Raw genomic sequence first — 15,008 nt, forward strand, 5'->3', positions numbered from 1 at the left:
AATCAAGACATTGACGCTTTGATCGCTCAATGCCCATTATTTCAGTTTGACAAGAGGTGAGTATGCAGACACGTATTGAACATGACACCATGGGCGATGTAGAAGTCCCAAGTGAAGCACTATGGGGCGCACAAACACAGCGCAGTATACAAAACTTTAAAATTGGTCATGAACATTTACCTCGTCCTATGATTCAAGCAATGGGTTTAGTCAAAAAAGCGGCAGCAATGACCAATGCTGAACTGAAGCAAATTCCAGCTGAGCTTGCAAATTATATTGTGGATGCTGCAAATGAAGTCATTTCTGGACAATGGGACAGTCAATTTCCTTTAGTGGTGTGGCAAACAGGTTCTGGTACGCAAAGTAATATGAACTGTAATGAAGTCATTGCCAATATTGCCAACCAAAAATTAGGCAATCCATTAGGCTCACAAAAACCTGTCCATCCGAATGATCATGTTAACCGTGCGCAATCGACCAATGATTCATTTCCAACCGCGATTCATGTCGCAGCTGCGTTACACATTAATGAGTTATTGATTCCTGCGGTTAAGCGTTTGCGTGATACACTCAACTTAAAATCACAAGAATTTCAAGATATTGTTAAAATTGGACGTACCCATTTACAAGATGCAACGCCGTTGACTTTAGGACAAGAATTTAGCGGCTATGTACAACAACTCGACAATGGTATCAAACGTTTAGAACAAGCCTTGGTTTGGTTGTATGAGTTGCCACTGGGTGGTACGGCTGTGGGGACAGGGCTCAACGCACACCCAGATTATGCAGAGAAAGCCGCAGCACAATTGGCACAATTAACAGGTTTACCGTTTGTTACCAATCCAAATAAATTTGAAGCATTGGCTGGGCGAGATGCTGCTGTATTTGCCTCAGGTGCACTGAAAACATTGGCAGCAAGTTTAAATAAAATTGCCAATGATATTCGTTGGTTGGCGAGTGGTCCACGTTGCGGTCTGGGTGAAATCCATATTCCTGAAAATGAGCCTGGTTCAAGTATCATGCCAGGCAAGGTTAATCCAACCCAATGTGAAGCCATGACCATGGTGGTTGCCCAAGTCATGGGGAATGACACGACCATTAACTTTGCAGGTGCCTCAGGTAACTTTGAGTTAAATGTTTATATGCCTGTGATTGCGTTTAATTTAATTCAATCGATTCAGCTATTAGGTGATGCATGTAATAGTTTTGATGAGCATTGTGCAATCGGTATTGAGCCAAATCGTGAAAAGATAGACTATTTCCTATATAACTCATTGATGCTCGTTACCGCATTAAATCCTGTGATTGGTTATGAAAATGCAGCGAAAGTCGCAAAAACTGCTTATAAACAAGGTAAAACTTTAAAAGAGGTTGCAGTTGAATTGGATCTTGTCACGGCTGAGCAGTTTGATGATGTGGTACAACCTGAAAAAATGGTGCATCCAAATGCCAAGTAAGCAGCATAACTAATCACAATCTGTACAGAAATCATCAGCAATAGTTTCTATCTAGAAATGAAGTGCGTACAATACGCATTAGAATTTTATTGCTGATGATTGGTTATGCTAGATATATATTTGACGGATGTTCAAAAAAATGTTCAATTTAAGGATTATCCGGGTGAACATCCTGTTAAATTTATTTTGAATTTTAAAAAGATTTTTCCAAGTGTCATGGAGTTGTTATTGCCTGTGCTTCCTTCAGATGAAGACTTGGAAAAAATGACATGGGAATCGACTACGCAAGATTTTGCAACATTTAAGCTGCTCCTCAGTGGTTGGGGTGTGATTGAATTGCGTTTAAATGCAATTGGTCAATTTAAAGATAAAAACTATGCTGACCAATTGGTGAAAAAAGCCCAAGCTAAACGTAAAGAATTTGCCAAAGCGCAAAAGCAGCTTTCAACGGTTGAGTTAGATTATTTATTTATGCATGAGATTCATGCTTTGATTGATGCCGAATTAGTTGAGCTTGGTGAAAAATTCTATTTACCGACTTTGCGTGATTTGTGGAAGGATCAAGTGAAAGCCAATGTGTTAAATGCTAAATTTTAACTGAATATGTGTGCTTATTTTTAATATACGTTTGTTGTTTGATGAATATTTAAAATGCCAATGAGTCTGTGTACTGCATTGGCATTTTTTATGTGCTTTTATACTTTAAATGCAATTTATATGCTTATTTTTTATAAGCTTAACCATGTATTTCGAGATATTTTTTGTTTTAATAATGCCTTAGAAAAGGCAAATGATGATGATATTGATTGTTTAATTTTTCTAAATAATTGTAGCGTTTGGTCTCGTATTTCCCCGAGGAAATACCAAAGTAATTTCAATAATGTCGAATAATTTTTTAGATTTAATTAAAAATAGACGAACAATTTATGCGATTGGACGCCGTGTTGAGCAAACACCTGAGCAGTTAACTGCCTTAATTCAAAATGCAATCAAGCAAAGTCCATCTTCGTTTAACTCCCAGTCTTCACGTGCTGTTATTTTATTTAATCAACAACATGAAAAATTTTGGCAATTGGTGAAAGAAAAATTGCGTAGCTATGCTGTGGATGAAGTTGCTGCAACAAAAACCGATACACGTATTGAAAGTTTTAAGGCAGGTTTTGCAACGGTTTTATTTTTTGAAGATTTGGATGTAGTGAAACATTTGCAGGATCAATTTCCATTATATGCAGATAATTTCCCCATTTGGTCAGAGCATTCAACCGCAATTGCTCAGTTTGCGACATGGACAGCATTGCATACAGAAGGTTTAGGTGGTTCTTTACAGCATTATAATCCAATCGTAGATGATCAAGTTCATACTGAATGGGATATTCCTGCGAGTTGGAAATTGCGCGCACAATTCGTCTTTGGTTCTATTGAAGCACCTGCAACAGAAAAAACATATATTGAAGATCAAGTACGTTTTAAAGTTTTTAAATAGTTTTCATTGATTTTTATATTGTCAGTAAAGCGAGTGATTGATCACTCGCTTTTGTATACATGATATTACTGCTGATTTATGATTGTTATATCATACTATTGTTTTTGCAAAATTATATAAATGACTAAGCTACGACATCGTAAACATCACAAAAAATTTGATCCCAATAAAATTCATTTACATCATTTAAGACAGCAGTGGATGGAACAACAGGTTATAGAAAGCCAATTACGCAAAGATCAAACTTTTAAAACTAAGTATTATAAACAGCAGTTTGATTTACCACTCAAGGGTAAGCCTGCTTATGTTGTGAGTATGATCATTAAATATTTTATTTTGGTTTTTATTTTGCAATTAATCTTTTTTGTGTGGATTGTTTTTTACACAATTTTTGAAGATGTATTTGAGTTTATCAAATTCCTTGATCCTGAGGTATTTATGGAGGTACATACCACCATCTTTTTGAGTCTGTTGTTGGTTTTACCGATTTTTATTTTGTTTTATAGAAATATATCTACATCTCAATCCAAAGCAATCATCCAAAACTTTCAGATTTACCCTGATACTGTCGCGATTCTTTTTACAGATGGTTCAACTGAGCAGATCCATTATTGTGATATTGATTCTGTTCATATGGTCTCAGTAGGAAAAACACATCAGATGGAAATACGCTATACCTTAGCACATAAGAAGGAATTACAAGATTATCCTCGAATGTTTGAATTGGATTTTACGTTCAAGAAAGTATTTTTTCTCAAAAATAAATATCAAATGTATAGTGCTTTTTTACAACAACTACAAATTAAAAATCCAAGTGCACGTATTTATACAGGGTCTTGGTATAAGTCTTATTTAAATATGGAGAACTTTCAGCTCAATGAAAGGCGTTTATTGATCTTGAAATGGTCAAATATCTTATTTTGGGTTGTATTTGTTGTCATGACATTTGCTGTGACTTTTTATCCTGATTATGAGCATCTTCTATAATTCGTCGTGGGTTACAACTTTTTGCTAGAAAAAAGATGAATGTCTTGGATTTTATGGAATGAATCTTCAAGCATTTTTGTTTAGCATAAAAATATATATCTATTGCTAAAAAAAGAATAAAGATACTTTGAAAACATGCAAATATAGACTATAGTAGAAATGTAAAGTCGAGTGATATGCTTGGTTTTTAATCAATGAGAAAGCTATGATGTTTAGCCTTACCGTGATTTAAAGATCAACTGAAGATGTCACTCTTACCTTTGATCCAATAAATGGGCAATCAATTGTGTTAAGACGTAGTGGGCTGTTGCTTGCATGTGCAACAGTATTGTTACAGCTTGCGGTTTTTTTACAGCCGTTACTTCCTGAGCAATATCAGATTGCTCCGGTTTGTGAGCACATTACTCATTCGCTTTTGCATCCTGACCAAGCGACTTCAGCTATACATCAAAGCAGCTTTATTCATCATTTTCTCCATCTTGATCAGTTTGATGCTGAGCAACAAGCCGAAAATCATCAAAAGCAGCCACATTCGAGTCATCATCATGACAGTAACCATCAATGTCAGTATTGCGTGGTTTATGGCAATTTGGTTTTACCGCCCGAGCTCGGTGTAAAAGAAATTTTAGATCGAATACAAATTCGTTTGATTGCGTATAGCAAAAACTATCAACATGTTTATTTCGCTTTACAGCGATTATATCTCCTACCACAAGGTCGAGCTCCACCTACCTTATTTACATAACTTGATGTCGTGAGTTGTGTTTTATCTACGTCTTTGTGGCGCTAAAAACAACAATTCAATTTCCGAATTTTATGTAGAGATTGATTATGCAAGCTTTATTATTCCCAAAAGCAATGGGAAGGAACTCGCTTCGCCTATTGTTTGGTTCATTTTATGTGTTGTTTTTAAAATGGATTAAAAAAACGTTAATCATAAATCAACAGACGCCTGTGTATTTGAATGTTTATGCTAAAGAAGTAAAACAAAAATTGCACAATGTCGTAGCAAAGAATAAATGGCTGCAAAAGGTTGAGGTGGTGTTATGACTTTAGGACTTACAGCACTTGAATTGGCACGTATTCAGTTTGCATTTACCGTGTCTTTTCATATTATTTTTCCTGCAATCTCGATTGGTTTAGCAAGCTTTTTGGCTGTTTTAGAATGGCGTTGGCTCAAAACCAAAGACCCTGTTTATCAAGATTTGTTTAAATTTTGGGTCAAAATATTCGCCGTGGCATTTGGTATGGGTGTCGTATCAGGTGTAGTGATGAGTTATCAGTTTGGTACCAACTGGAGTGAATTTTCCCGTGTTGCGGGCTCTGTAACAGGTCCATTACTCACTTATGAAGTGTTGAGTGCCTTTTTCTTAGAGGCGGGTTTTCTCGGCATTATGCTGTTTGGTTGGGGGCGTGTTGGCCCACGTGCCCACTTTTTTGCAACCGCGATGGTGGCGGTTGGTACTTGTATTTCTATGTTCTGGATTTTATCGTCCAACAGTTGGATGCAGACACCGCAAGGCTTTAGTATTGAAAATGGCATTATTGTTCCAACCGATTGGTTTGCAATTGTATTCAACCCATCATTTCCATACCGTTTAGCACACATGGCTGCGGCTGCATTCTTGGTATCTGCCTTATTGGTCGCTTCAACTGCGGCATGGCATTTACTCAAAGGTCGCCGTGATGCTTTGGTGAAAAAATCTTTTTCTATGGCAATGTGGATGATTTTAATCCTTGCTCCATTACAAGTGGTGATTGGCGATAACCACGGTTTAAATACCTTGAAACATCAACCTGCAAAATTGGCTGCGATTGAAGGGCATTGGGAAACCAATAAAGGTGAGGGCATGCCGTTATATTTATTCGGTATTCCTGATATGGAAGCGGAAGAAACCAAGTATGCGATTGGCATTCCTAATCTTGGAAGCCTGATCATGACACATACGATGGATGGTGAAGTCAAAGGCTTAAAAGAATTTGCCAAAGAAGACCGTCCAAATTCATTGGTGGTGTTCTGGAGTTTCCGTATCATGGTTGGGCTTGGCATGTTGATGATTGCTTTAGCATGCTTTGCTTTGATTTTGCGTAAAGGTGGCAAGCTGTATGAAAATAAATGGTTGCATCGTTTTGCTTTTGTGATGGGTCCATCAGGATTTATTGCACTACTTGCAGGTTGGTTTACCACTGAAGTTGGTCGTCAACCATGGGTGGTTTATGGGGTAATGCGAACCAAAGATGCATTGTCTCCTGTATCGGCAGAGCAAGTGGGACTAACGCTGATCATTTTTGTGGTGGTGTACTGCGTGGTGTTTGGCATCGGGATTTATTATATGCTGAAACTGATGCATAAAGGTCCGCAATTTATTCATGCAAGTCCTGAAGGCGCAATTCATAGCGAAGAGGCTGTGATTCTTGCCTCAAAACGTCCATTGACCAGTGTAGAAGAAAGCGTTGACTCAGATTTGAATGCTGGCAATAGCAATGAACAGGAGCGTAAATAATGATTGATTTATCTCTGATTTGGATTGTGATTATTGCCATTGGCGTGTTTATCTATGTGGTGTTGGATGGTTTTGATTTAGGTATCGGGATTTTATTCCCATTCTTCAAAGACCAACATGAACGCGATGTCATGATGAATACTGTTGCGCCTGTATGGGATGGCAATGAAACGTGGATGGTGCTCGGTGGTGCAGCCTTATATGCGGCATTTCCATTGGTCTATGCAACGGTATTGTCTGCGCTGTATATGCCCATCATTTTGATGGTGATTGCTTTGATTTTCCGTGGTGTGGCATTTGAATTTCGTTTTAAAGCCAATCGAACTAAGCATTTCTGGGACAAGTCATTTATTGGTGGTTCAGTCTTGGCAAGTTTTTTTCAAGGTATGATTTTAGGAGCTTATATTCAAGGTATTAAAGTCGAAAATCAGATGTATGCGGGTGGTGGTTTAGATTGGTTAACACCATTTACCATCTTTACTGGCATTGGCGTGGTGGTGCTTTATGCTGCATTGGGTTGTGCATGGTTAATTTTTAAAACAGATCATGATTTGCAAGATCGTATGTATAAACTTATGCCAAAGATGATCATCGCATTATTTATCATTTTTGGTGCAGTCAGTATATATACACCAATGGCACATCCTGAAATTGCTGCGCGTTGGTTTAGTCAGCCACAATTGATGTATTTCAGTCCTGTCCCGATTTTAGTGATCATTTTTACATGGCTGGTATTACGTGCATGTAAACAACGTGCTGAATTAAGCCCGTTTATTTATACCTTGGCGTTGGTATTCTTAGCCTATACGGGCTTTATGATCAGTCTATGGCCATACATTATTCCGCCGTCAATTACCATTTGGGAAGCGGCAGCACCGCAAAGTAGCCAATTATTCGCCTTGATTGGTGCATTAATCTTGATTCCAATCATCTTGATTTATACAGGACTGTCGTATTGGGTATTCCGTGACAAAGTTCGTGTCGGTGATGAAGGTTATCATTAATCAGATGTTGTTATTTTAAATTGGGTGAATGTCTGAGTGACTAAAAACAAAGACATTCACCTTAAATAAACGCAAAGGAGATGAAAATTGAAATTGTCTCAGACTCAATGGTTTATTGTGCTTTGGATCGGTGGTTTTCTGACTTTATTAATCATTGCAGGATTTTTTAGAATGCTAATTCAGTTGGCATATTAAAAATAAAAGGGCAGACATATTGCATGTTTGCTCTTTTATTTTAGAAAAATAGCCTAAGCTATTAAAAAATTAGATCAATTAAAAAAATAAGACATACGTAGAAAATAAATATCATCATACACAATACAATAGTCGTGCTGTCTTAAATAGAACATATCTGCATGAAATATGGCTCATTATTGGATATAAAAAGTCTATTAAATCCTCAAAATTTGGCGAGTCATTCTTTAAAGTTAAATGATATAAAAATAAGCAGATTTATCAAACTGAAAAAATTTTCTTTTAAAATAGCCTAAGTAAAAATAGAAATTAATTCATTTTTCAAAAATTGATGCCTCAAATTTAAATCTAAATCTTTCAACCAAAACATATCGATATTCACAAAAGGTAAATCCAATGGATGTTTAAAAATTTGAATATTTTCTGAAATTGATAAATGCTGTAAAACTTGTTCTGGAATAGTAAGCACAGCATGAGAATCACTGGCTAAAATTTGTAAAGCTGTAGAATAGTGCTGACAACGCAATAAGATCTGCCGTGAGAAATTATGCTGTTGAATAAAAGAATCTTCTAATAAAATTCCTGTCCGTCTCGATGAAACACCAATATGCTTTGCAGAAAAATATTGTGCCTTACCCATCGTTTTTTGCTGTGTACAAATCACAAATTGATCCTGAATCAAATTTTTAAAGGCGATATTTGTCCCATAGTTTTGTTGTAGATCAATTGCAAAATCAATTTGCTGCGTAGCAAGTTCTGTTTGGATATTTTTACGATCGAGTTTGCTACTCAAAAATTGAATATCCAAATTTAAATTTTGGAAATGTTGAAAAAGTTTGGGAAAAATTAATGGTTCAATTTCATCATGAATGGCTATTTTTAAAGTTTTTACCATGCTGGGATTAAATTCTTGCTGTGTATTCGAAAGCTGTTGTAGTAAAGCCAAAGCTTGCACAATTTGTGGATAGATTTGTTCAGCAAATGGAGTGGGGCGCATTTTTTGTTGATGACGCACAAATAAATCATCTTTTAAAAGTAAACGTAAGCGTTGCAGCGCATGGCTAACTGCAGATTGGCTAACACATAACATTGTTGCTGCTTGTGTAATACTGCTATGTTCATAAATCGCAACAAAAAGTGGATATAAATTAATATCAATACGATGAAAGAGGGATAAATCTAACTCACTTTTATTATGAATGGTATTCATAGATGTATATCTAATAAAATCATTTTATTCATAGTAAAGTTGATCGTATGCTGTTGTAAAGCAACATATGCACTTTTAAGGATATATAAAAAATGTTTGAACTTTCAGCACGTGCACAGGATTTTGTCGAACGCACTAAAGCATTTATAAAAAATGAAATCGAACCTGTAGAAACTGAGTTCTGGAATGAAGTTCATCATCTTAATCAAGGCGGAAATTGGACCAAATGGCAATGGCCTGCACAACTTGAAATTTTAAAAAATAAAGCCAAACAAGCAGGGCTTTGGAATATGTTTCTGCCTTGTCCTGAACTGGGTCAGGGGTTATCTGTACAAGAGTATGCCCATATTGCAGAACTTTCAGGACGCAGTTTGATTGCACCAACGGTGTTTAACTGTAACGCACCTGACAGTGGCAATATGGAAGTCTTGTGGCGTTATGGTTCAGAGGCACAAAAAGAACAATGGCTGAAACCATTACTTGATGGAAAAATTCGTTCTGTTTTTTGTATGACTGAACCTGATGTTGCCTCATCAGACGCAACCAATATGCAAGCAACCGCTGTGGTAGATGGTGATGAAATTGTGTTAAATGGTCGTAAATGGTGGTCTTCAGGTTTGGGCGATCCCAATGCCAAAATCATTATTTTTATGGCGCATACACCTGACGAAACAAAAAGTCGCCATCAACAACACTCGATGGTATTGGTTCCTGTCGATACGCAAGGCGTGACCATTGAACGTATGTTGCCTGTCTTTGGAGATTATGATGCGCCTCACGGTCACGGCGAAGTCAGTTTTGACAATGTTCGTGTACCTGTAGCCAACTTTATTGGCGGTGCGGGACAAGGTTTCGCTATTGCACAAGGTCGCTTAGGACCAGGACGTATTCACCATTGTATGCGTTGTATCGGTGCGGCTGAAAAATCGTTGGAACTCATGATAGACCGAGGTATGAGCCGTCATGCATTTGGCAAAGAGATTTTAAAACTCGGTGGCAACCTCGAACGCGTTGCTGAAGCGCGGGTTGCGATTGATCAGGCACGTTTATTAACCTTGTATGCGGCGTATAAAATGGATACTTTAGGCAATATGGCGGCATTGACTGAAATCTCTGCAATTAAAGTCGTTGCGCCATCAGTCCTTGAAAAAGTGGTGGATATGGCAATTCAAATTCACGGCGGTGCAGGTGTATCGCGTGATACACCATTGACAGGATTTTTTGCACAGGCTCGTGCGTTACGTTTAGCCGATGGTCCTGATGAAGTGCATAAGGGTATGATTGCCAAACTCGAACTTAAAAAACGTGGTTATGGTTCAAGTAAAAACTAAGCTATTTAAATGATTTGAAATATCATTTTCCTATGTAAAGATAGACATAGGAAAATACACACCATTCAAAATTTACAAAATCAGGGAAAAAGCATGTCAGTGATTGATGTTGGTGGAAATGTCCGTGAAGGCGAAGAACTCGATGTCCGTGCAGTGGGCAATTGGCTCATTGAAAATGGTTCTGAAATTTCAGGACCTGTAGAAGTCACTCAATATTCAGGTGGCGCTTCTAATTGGACCTATCGCTTAAAATACCAAAATGCCGATTTAATTTTACGTCGTCCACCCAAAGGCACTAAAGCCAAATCCGCACATGATATGGCACGTGAATATAACGTTCAGACTTGGCTAGCACCGTATTATCCTGTTTTGCCTGAAATGGTGGCACTATGTCAGGATGAATCCGTGATTGGCTGTGATTTCTATGTCATGAAACGCATTGAAGGAATTATTCCACGTGCCAAACTGCCACCTGAATTAAAATTTGGTGAAACCGAAGTCCGTGAACTCTGCATCAATGTTTTGGACAAACTGATTGAATTACATCAAGTTCCATATCAAGGTACACCACTTGAACAATTAGGCAAAGGGGATGGATATTGTCGTCGTCAAGTTGAGGGTTGGGACTCTCGCTATGAAAAAGCCCATACCCTCAATGTGCCAAGTTTTAAGTTTGTGCGTAAATGGCTCAATGAAAATATTCCTGCTGATTCAACAAGCTGTTTAATTCACAATGATTGGCGTTTTGATAATGTCATTCTTGATCCGAAAAATCCGACACAAGTTATTGGTGTATTGGATTGGGAAATGGCAACCATTGGCGATCCACTCATGGATTTAGGTGCAGCCTTAGCCTATTGGGTCGAAGACACTGACAATCAAATTTTTAAATCGACCCGTCGCCAACCGACTCATTTAAAAGGGATGTTTACCCGTAAAGAAGTGGTGGACTACTATTTGCAGAAAACAGGTTTACAGCCTGAAAATTGGACATTCTATGAAGTGTTCGGTATTTTCCGTTTAGCAGTAATCGCACAACAAATTTATTATCGTTACTATCATAAACAAACCAATAATCCTGCATTTAAAGATTTTTGGATTGTGATTCATGCCTTACATATTCGTGCGCTGAAATTAATCGGCTTACAAAAACTCGAAGCCAATGAAATTGCACACAAATATATGGAAAAAATGAAGGAACTTTTAGCAAAATGACCACGATTTATTTGGTTCGTCATGGACAGGCATCATTCGGTGCAGAAAGTTATGACAAACTTTCACCTAATGGCGAGCTACAGGCAAAAGTTTTAGGTCAATATTTCAATAAAATTTTGAAGGAAGAACCTTATGTGGTGGCAGGTTCAATGCAACGCCATCAACAAACGGCGAATTTTGCATTGGCTGAATGTTTTCCTGAAGCCAATATTGTCACAGACAGCGCTTGGAATGAGTTTAATCATCAGCAAGTTTTTGCCCAATATGACCCACGTTTTAATGAACCGCATTTATTACGTGAAGAAGTGGCGAAAGAAGAAAGCCCTCGCGCATATTTAGCCAAAATTTTTGAAGGTGCAATTGGACGTTGGACAGGGGATGAATACCATCATGAATATGATGAGTCATGGCCCAATTTTAAAAACCGTGTCGAAACAGCCTTACAAAATCTGTGTGATGAACTCGCTCAAAGCAAGCCACGTTATGCTGTGGTGTTTACTTCAGGCGGTGTCATTTCAGTTGCCGCAGGAAAATTACTGGAACTCAGCCCAAATAAAACTTTTGCTTTAAATTGGGCAATTGCCAATACAAGTTTAACGACCTTACGTTTAGTGGGTAATGAACCGCAGATCTTGAGCTTAAACGAACATCATTTTATCAAGGCAGAAGATTTTCAGTTGCTGACTTGGATTTGATATTCATTTATTAAAACAGATTGAAAAAATTAACAGAAAATATTCAGGAAAATATCATGGCAAAAACAATTTTAATTACAGGCGCAAGTTCAGGAATTGGTGCAGGAATGGCACGTGAATTTGCCCAAAAAGGCTATAATTTGGCAGTGTGCGCACGTCGTTTAGAACGCTTACAAGATTTAAAGCAAGAACTCGAATCCAAATACGGCGTAAAAGTCATTACTAAAGTTTTAGATGTGACCGATTACGAACAAGTATTTCAAGTATTCCGTGAGTTTAAACAAGACTTTGGCACCATTGACCGTATTATTGTCAATGCAGGTGTAGGCGATGGACGTCGTATTGGCAACGGAAAATTTGAAATTAACCGTGCGACCGTTGAAACCAATTTCATTTCTGCTTTAGCACAATGTGAAGCGGCAGTTGAAATTTTCCGTGAGCAAAAGTTTGGACATTTGGTGGTAATTTCTTCTATGAGTGCCATTCGTGGCATGCCCAAACATTTAACCGCTTATGGTGCAAGTAAAGCAGGGGTTGCTGCATTGGCTGAAGGCATTCGTGCGGAACTGATTGATACCAAAATCAAAGTTTCCACGATTTTCCCAGGATATATCCGTACCGAAATTAATGAAGGTGCAAAAAAATTACCATTTGAAGTGGATGTTGAAACAGGTTCACACTTATTGGTAAAAGCCATTGAGAAACAACCTATTAAAGCCTATGTGCCACAATGGCCATGGTTGCCGCTTGGTTTGGCTATGAAAGTTTTACCCTTGAAAATTGTCAATAAACTTGGTTGATGATTTCAAATTTTAAGATCAAAAAATTTATATAAAGGAGAGTCTTGCACTTTCCTTTATCTAAAAATTATTTTTTCTTTAAATAAATCGCTTGCACATAGCCTTCTATTTCTAGATCATTGATATGAATAGAAATTTTTAACCAATAGTCATTGATGATATTGCCATAAACATGAACCAAGCTATTGCGGGGAATCTCAATTAACACTGTCCCATTCACAGAAGCTTGATCACGCAAGGATATTTTGCTCGTCACAGATGCCGTATAAATTTCATGCATAAAAATCAGATAAGACTCAATTAAATATGTATTGAATACAGACTGACTAAAATTAAAACAATACAACAAAAAGAGTAAATCCAATAACCACTGTTGATATTTTGCGACAGCGGAATTATATAAATCAGTTTTGAAATGAGGATCTAAACTGAGTTTGGACGCTACACTCATTTGAATATGATAGTCTGCCAAAATCTCTTTAAATTGCGCCTCATGTTTTTGTACATCAGAAGATAGCTTTTCAGCATCACACAAACGTTGTAATTGTATGGAAATAAAAGGATGTGCCTTAATTTCATTAATATTTTTTAAAATATCATCAACTTGTAGCTGAATACTTGGTATTGCTTCGGTATGACGAATAAATTGTTTTAATTTTTCAATAAATGGTTTTAAATCCGCTCGATCAATCGTATGAATAAAGCTATTGACTTCATCTTCTATTGCATGATGCTCAAGTTTTTTAGCCAAGATCGTGCTCCTTGAACATAGCGGAGAGAGTGTAGGTTTTTAATTATCAAGATAAAATACGCAAATATTCTAAGCTTTTACCATATAATTAACAATACTCCTGCAATAATTTTATTTCAAACAACACTATGCTACGACTTAAAATGCTGACCTTTGGCTTACTTCCTTCACTTTTATGGCAAGGTTATCAAGTCAAAAAAAATACCCCTCGTTTAGCTGAAGCATCCGGGGAGCGCAAAGGTTTAATTGGGCAGGGGCAAACATTGTCGATTTTAATCTTGGGAGATTCTGCAGCAGCAGGTGTGGGAGTACAAAAACAAGAAGATGCATTATTAGGTGCGCTATTATCTGAGTTAAAAAATCACTTTACGGTTCGCTACCAACTAGAAGCAAAAACAGGTGATACCACTTTACAGGTATTGCAAAGAACAAAGTTATTGAATAACCAGCATTTTGATATAGTGATGACTTCTGTGGGCGTGAATGATGTCACCAAATTAATTTCACCCAAAAAATGGATTCAACAGCAACATCTTTTTTATCAAGAGATAGAACAAAAATTTTCTCCTGATTTAGTCCTTGTCACTGCTGTACCGCCCATGCATTTATTTCCTGCATTACCCAATCCATTGGCATGGTTATTTGGACAATATTCCACGGCGATGAATCAAAAACTAACGAAATTTATTTTACAAAAAAAGAACTATCAATTGGTTCAATTTGATTTAGCACATTTTAGAGCATTAAATTTAGAGATGGCAAAAGATGGTTTTCACCCAAGTGCAGAAATTTATCAGCTTTGGGCAAGTGAATTGATTGGGAAAATCAAGGCTGGATTTTGAAACGCTAGGTAATAGTCATATAGTTAGCATCTATATTTGATCTAAGCCTAATCAGATTTGTTCCTAACTTCTTATTATTTTAAATGACTCACAGAACAAAGTGGAATATATTTCTGATACCAAAATTTTAGTGCTATTAAATCTGCATGTTGTGTAGATAGGCTTTGAAATCTAAGAAACTTCGTTGTGTACAGCATAGGGTACAAACATGAACAAGATGAATCCAGATCAAATAAAAGAATAATTTGATTTTTGTTTGAGACTTTCTTTTCTAAATGAATTATTTTTAAAGCAAAGATAGTAAAGTTTATGAAGTATTCTTAAGGTCAACATATCATATTTTATAAGTGAAATAGAAATCACTTAAGTTATTGAATTTTGGTTTAAGTAAGAAGGATATGAAGTTATTATTAGGTGTATCTTATTTAACATAATATACATTATGCGAAATTATGTATGTAACTCCAAAATAGAAATGTCCGGTTTCTCCAAAGTAAAAATGTCCGCTTTTAGAATATGCACTTTTGCAATTTC

The 15,008-nt window shown here is 36.9% G+C and carries 16 protein-coding genes and 1 pseudogene; 14 read left to right on the plus strand and 3 right to left on the minus strand.

Going from position 1 to position 15,008, the window contains the following annotated elements:
• Window positions 1–62: 62 nt before the first annotated feature.
• From fumC to HX129_RS07735, 9 genes are all read left to right on the plus strand, one after another.
• Window positions 63–1,457, plus strand: a complete 1,395-nt coding sequence (fumC, locus tag HX129_RS07695) for a class II fumarate hydratase (protein WP_286435092.1) — start codon at window positions 63–65, stop codon at window positions 1,455–1,457.
• A 105-nt stretch (window positions 1,458–1,562) separates the two neighbouring features.
• Complete coding sequence (locus tag HX129_RS07700) at window positions 1,563–2,054, plus strand: hypothetical protein (protein ID WP_174492654.1); 492 nt, start codon at window positions 1,563–1,565, stop codon at window positions 2,052–2,054.
• Between the two features lie 283 nt (window positions 2,055–2,337).
• The gene (locus HX129_RS07705) at window positions 2,338–2,940 is read left to right on the plus strand and encodes a nitroreductase family protein (protein ID WP_286435091.1); all 603 of its coding nucleotides are present in this window, start codon (window positions 2,338–2,340) and stop codon (window positions 2,938–2,940) included.
• Window positions 2,941–3,060: 120 nt separating this feature from the next.
• The gene (locus HX129_RS07710; protein WP_286435090.1) at window positions 3,061–3,927 is read left to right on the plus strand and encodes a hypothetical protein; all 867 of its coding nucleotides are present in this window, start codon (window positions 3,061–3,063) and stop codon (window positions 3,925–3,927) included.
• A 286-nt stretch (window positions 3,928–4,213) separates the two neighbouring features.
• Window positions 4,214–4,672, plus strand: a complete 459-nt coding sequence (locus HX129_RS07715; protein WP_286435089.1) for a DUF2946 family protein — start codon at window positions 4,214–4,216, stop codon at window positions 4,670–4,672.
• Between the two features lie 86 nt (window positions 4,673–4,758).
• Window positions 4,759–4,977, plus strand: coding sequence for a hypothetical protein (locus tag HX129_RS07720; protein ID WP_286435088.1), 219 nt, complete (start codon window positions 4,759–4,761; stop codon window positions 4,975–4,977).
• Window positions 4,974–6,431: a cytochrome ubiquinol oxidase subunit I gene (locus tag HX129_RS07725; protein ID WP_286435087.1), complete on the plus strand. Its 1,458-nt coding sequence runs from the start codon at window positions 4,974–4,976 to the stop codon at window positions 6,429–6,431. The genes HX129_RS07720 and HX129_RS07725 overlap by 4 nt, the downstream gene beginning before the upstream one ends.
• Window positions 6,431–7,435, plus strand: coding sequence for a cytochrome d ubiquinol oxidase subunit II (gene cydB / locus HX129_RS07730; RefSeq protein WP_130073583.1), 1,005 nt, complete (start codon window positions 6,431–6,433; stop codon window positions 7,433–7,435). The genes HX129_RS07725 and cydB overlap by 1 nt, the downstream gene beginning before the upstream one ends.
• Window positions 7,436–7,522: 87 nt before the next feature.
• Window positions 7,523–7,630, plus strand: coding sequence for a DUF2474 domain-containing protein (locus tag HX129_RS07735; protein WP_107007692.1), 108 nt, complete (start codon window positions 7,523–7,525; stop codon window positions 7,628–7,630).
• A 292-nt stretch (window positions 7,631–7,922) separates the two neighbouring features.
• On the opposite strand, the gene HX129_RS07740 is transcribed toward HX129_RS07735, so the two are convergent.
• Window positions 7,923–8,840: a LysR family transcriptional regulator gene (locus tag HX129_RS07740; protein WP_286436138.1), complete on the minus strand. Its 918-nt coding sequence runs from the start codon at window positions 8,838–8,840 to the stop codon at window positions 7,923–7,925.
• Window positions 8,841–8,932: 92 nt separating this feature from the next.
• On the opposite strand from HX129_RS07740, the gene HX129_RS07745 reads away from it, so the two are divergent.
• The 4 genes from HX129_RS07745 to HX129_RS07760 all read left to right on the plus strand — a co-directional run bounded on the left by HX129_RS07745 (window position 8,933) and on the right by HX129_RS07760 (window position 12,881).
• A complete protein-coding gene (locus tag HX129_RS07745) occupies window positions 8,933–10,171 on the plus strand; it encodes an acyl-CoA dehydrogenase family protein (protein WP_286435085.1) in 1,239 nt (412 codons plus the stop codon).
• A gap of 93 nt (window positions 10,172–10,264) precedes the next feature.
• Entirely contained in the window at window positions 10,265–11,386 is a 1,122-nt protein-coding gene (locus tag HX129_RS07750) for a phosphotransferase family protein (protein ID WP_286435084.1), read from the plus strand.
• Window positions 11,383–12,081, plus strand: coding sequence for a histidine phosphatase family protein (locus tag HX129_RS07755; protein WP_286436139.1), 699 nt, complete (start codon window positions 11,383–11,385; stop codon window positions 12,079–12,081). The genes HX129_RS07750 and HX129_RS07755 overlap by 4 nt, the downstream gene beginning before the upstream one ends.
• Before the next feature lie 56 nt (window positions 12,082–12,137).
• Window positions 12,138–12,881 carry an SDR family oxidoreductase gene (locus tag HX129_RS07760; RefSeq protein ID WP_286435082.1) on the plus strand — a complete coding sequence of 248 codons (744 nt, stop codon included), beginning with the start codon at window positions 12,138–12,140 and terminating at the stop codon, window positions 12,879–12,881.
• A gap of 67 nt (window positions 12,882–12,948) precedes the next feature.
• On the opposite strand, the gene HX129_RS07765 is transcribed toward HX129_RS07760, so the two are convergent.
• Window positions 12,949–13,632, minus strand: coding sequence for a hypothetical protein (locus HX129_RS07765; protein WP_286435081.1), 684 nt, complete (start codon window positions 13,630–13,632; stop codon window positions 12,949–12,951).
• A 128-nt stretch (window positions 13,633–13,760) separates the two neighbouring features.
• Between HX129_RS07765 and HX129_RS07770 the strand changes: the two genes are divergently transcribed.
• Window positions 13,761–14,474, plus strand: coding sequence for an SGNH/GDSL hydrolase family protein (locus HX129_RS07770; RefSeq protein ID WP_286436140.1), 714 nt, complete (start codon window positions 13,761–13,763; stop codon window positions 14,472–14,474).
• A 10-nt stretch (window positions 14,475–14,484) separates the two neighbouring features.
• Here HX129_RS07770 and HX129_RS07775 read toward each other — a convergent pair.
• Window positions 14,485–14,773: pseudogene (locus HX129_RS07775) on the minus strand (site-specific integrase); the annotation flags it as partial.
• Window positions 14,774–15,008: the final 235 nt, after the last annotated feature.

Source organism: Acinetobacter sp. 251-1 (genome assembly GCF_030329305.1).
Classification (GTDB): Bacteria; Pseudomonadota; Gammaproteobacteria; order Pseudomonadales; family Moraxellaceae; genus Acinetobacter; species Acinetobacter piscicola_A.

Bases quoted from the DNA above. Each gene is read 5' to 3' on its own strand.
- fumC (WP_286435092.1), top strand. From the start codon at position 63: ATGCAGACACGTATTGAACATGACACCATGGGCGATGTAGAAGTCCCA.
- HX129_RS07700 (WP_174492654.1), top strand. From the start codon at position 1,563: ATGCTAGATATATATTTGACGGATGTTCAAAAAAATGTTCAATTTAAG.
- HX129_RS07705 (WP_286435091.1), top strand. From the start codon at position 2,338: ATGTCGAATAATTTTTTAGATTTAATTAAAAATAGACGAACAATTTAT.
- HX129_RS07710 (WP_286435090.1), top strand. From the start codon at position 3,061: ATGACTAAGCTACGACATCGTAAACATCACAAAAAATTTGATCCCAAT.
- HX129_RS07720 (WP_286435088.1), top strand. From the start codon at position 4,759: ATGCAAGCTTTATTATTCCCAAAAGCAATGGGAAGGAACTCGCTTCGC.
- HX129_RS07725 (WP_286435087.1), top strand. From the start codon at position 4,974: ATGACTTTAGGACTTACAGCACTTGAATTGGCACGTATTCAGTTTGCA.
- cydB (WP_130073583.1), top strand. From the start codon at position 6,431: ATGATTGATTTATCTCTGATTTGGATTGTGATTATTGCCATTGGCGTG.
- HX129_RS07740 (WP_286436138.1), bottom strand. From the start codon at position 8,840: ATGAATACCATTCATAATAAAAGTGAGTTAGATTTATCCCTCTTTCAT.
- HX129_RS07745 (WP_286435085.1), top strand. From the start codon at position 8,933: ATGTTTGAACTTTCAGCACGTGCACAGGATTTTGTCGAACGCACTAAA.
- HX129_RS07750 (WP_286435084.1), top strand. From the start codon at position 10,265: ATGTCAGTGATTGATGTTGGTGGAAATGTCCGTGAAGGCGAAGAACTC.
- HX129_RS07755 (WP_286436139.1), top strand. From the start codon at position 11,383: ATGACCACGATTTATTTGGTTCGTCATGGACAGGCATCATTCGGTGCA.
- HX129_RS07760 (WP_286435082.1), top strand. From the start codon at position 12,138: ATGGCAAAAACAATTTTAATTACAGGCGCAAGTTCAGGAATTGGTGCA.
- HX129_RS07770 (WP_286436140.1), top strand. From the start codon at position 13,761: ATGCTACGACTTAAAATGCTGACCTTTGGCTTACTTCCTTCACTTTTA.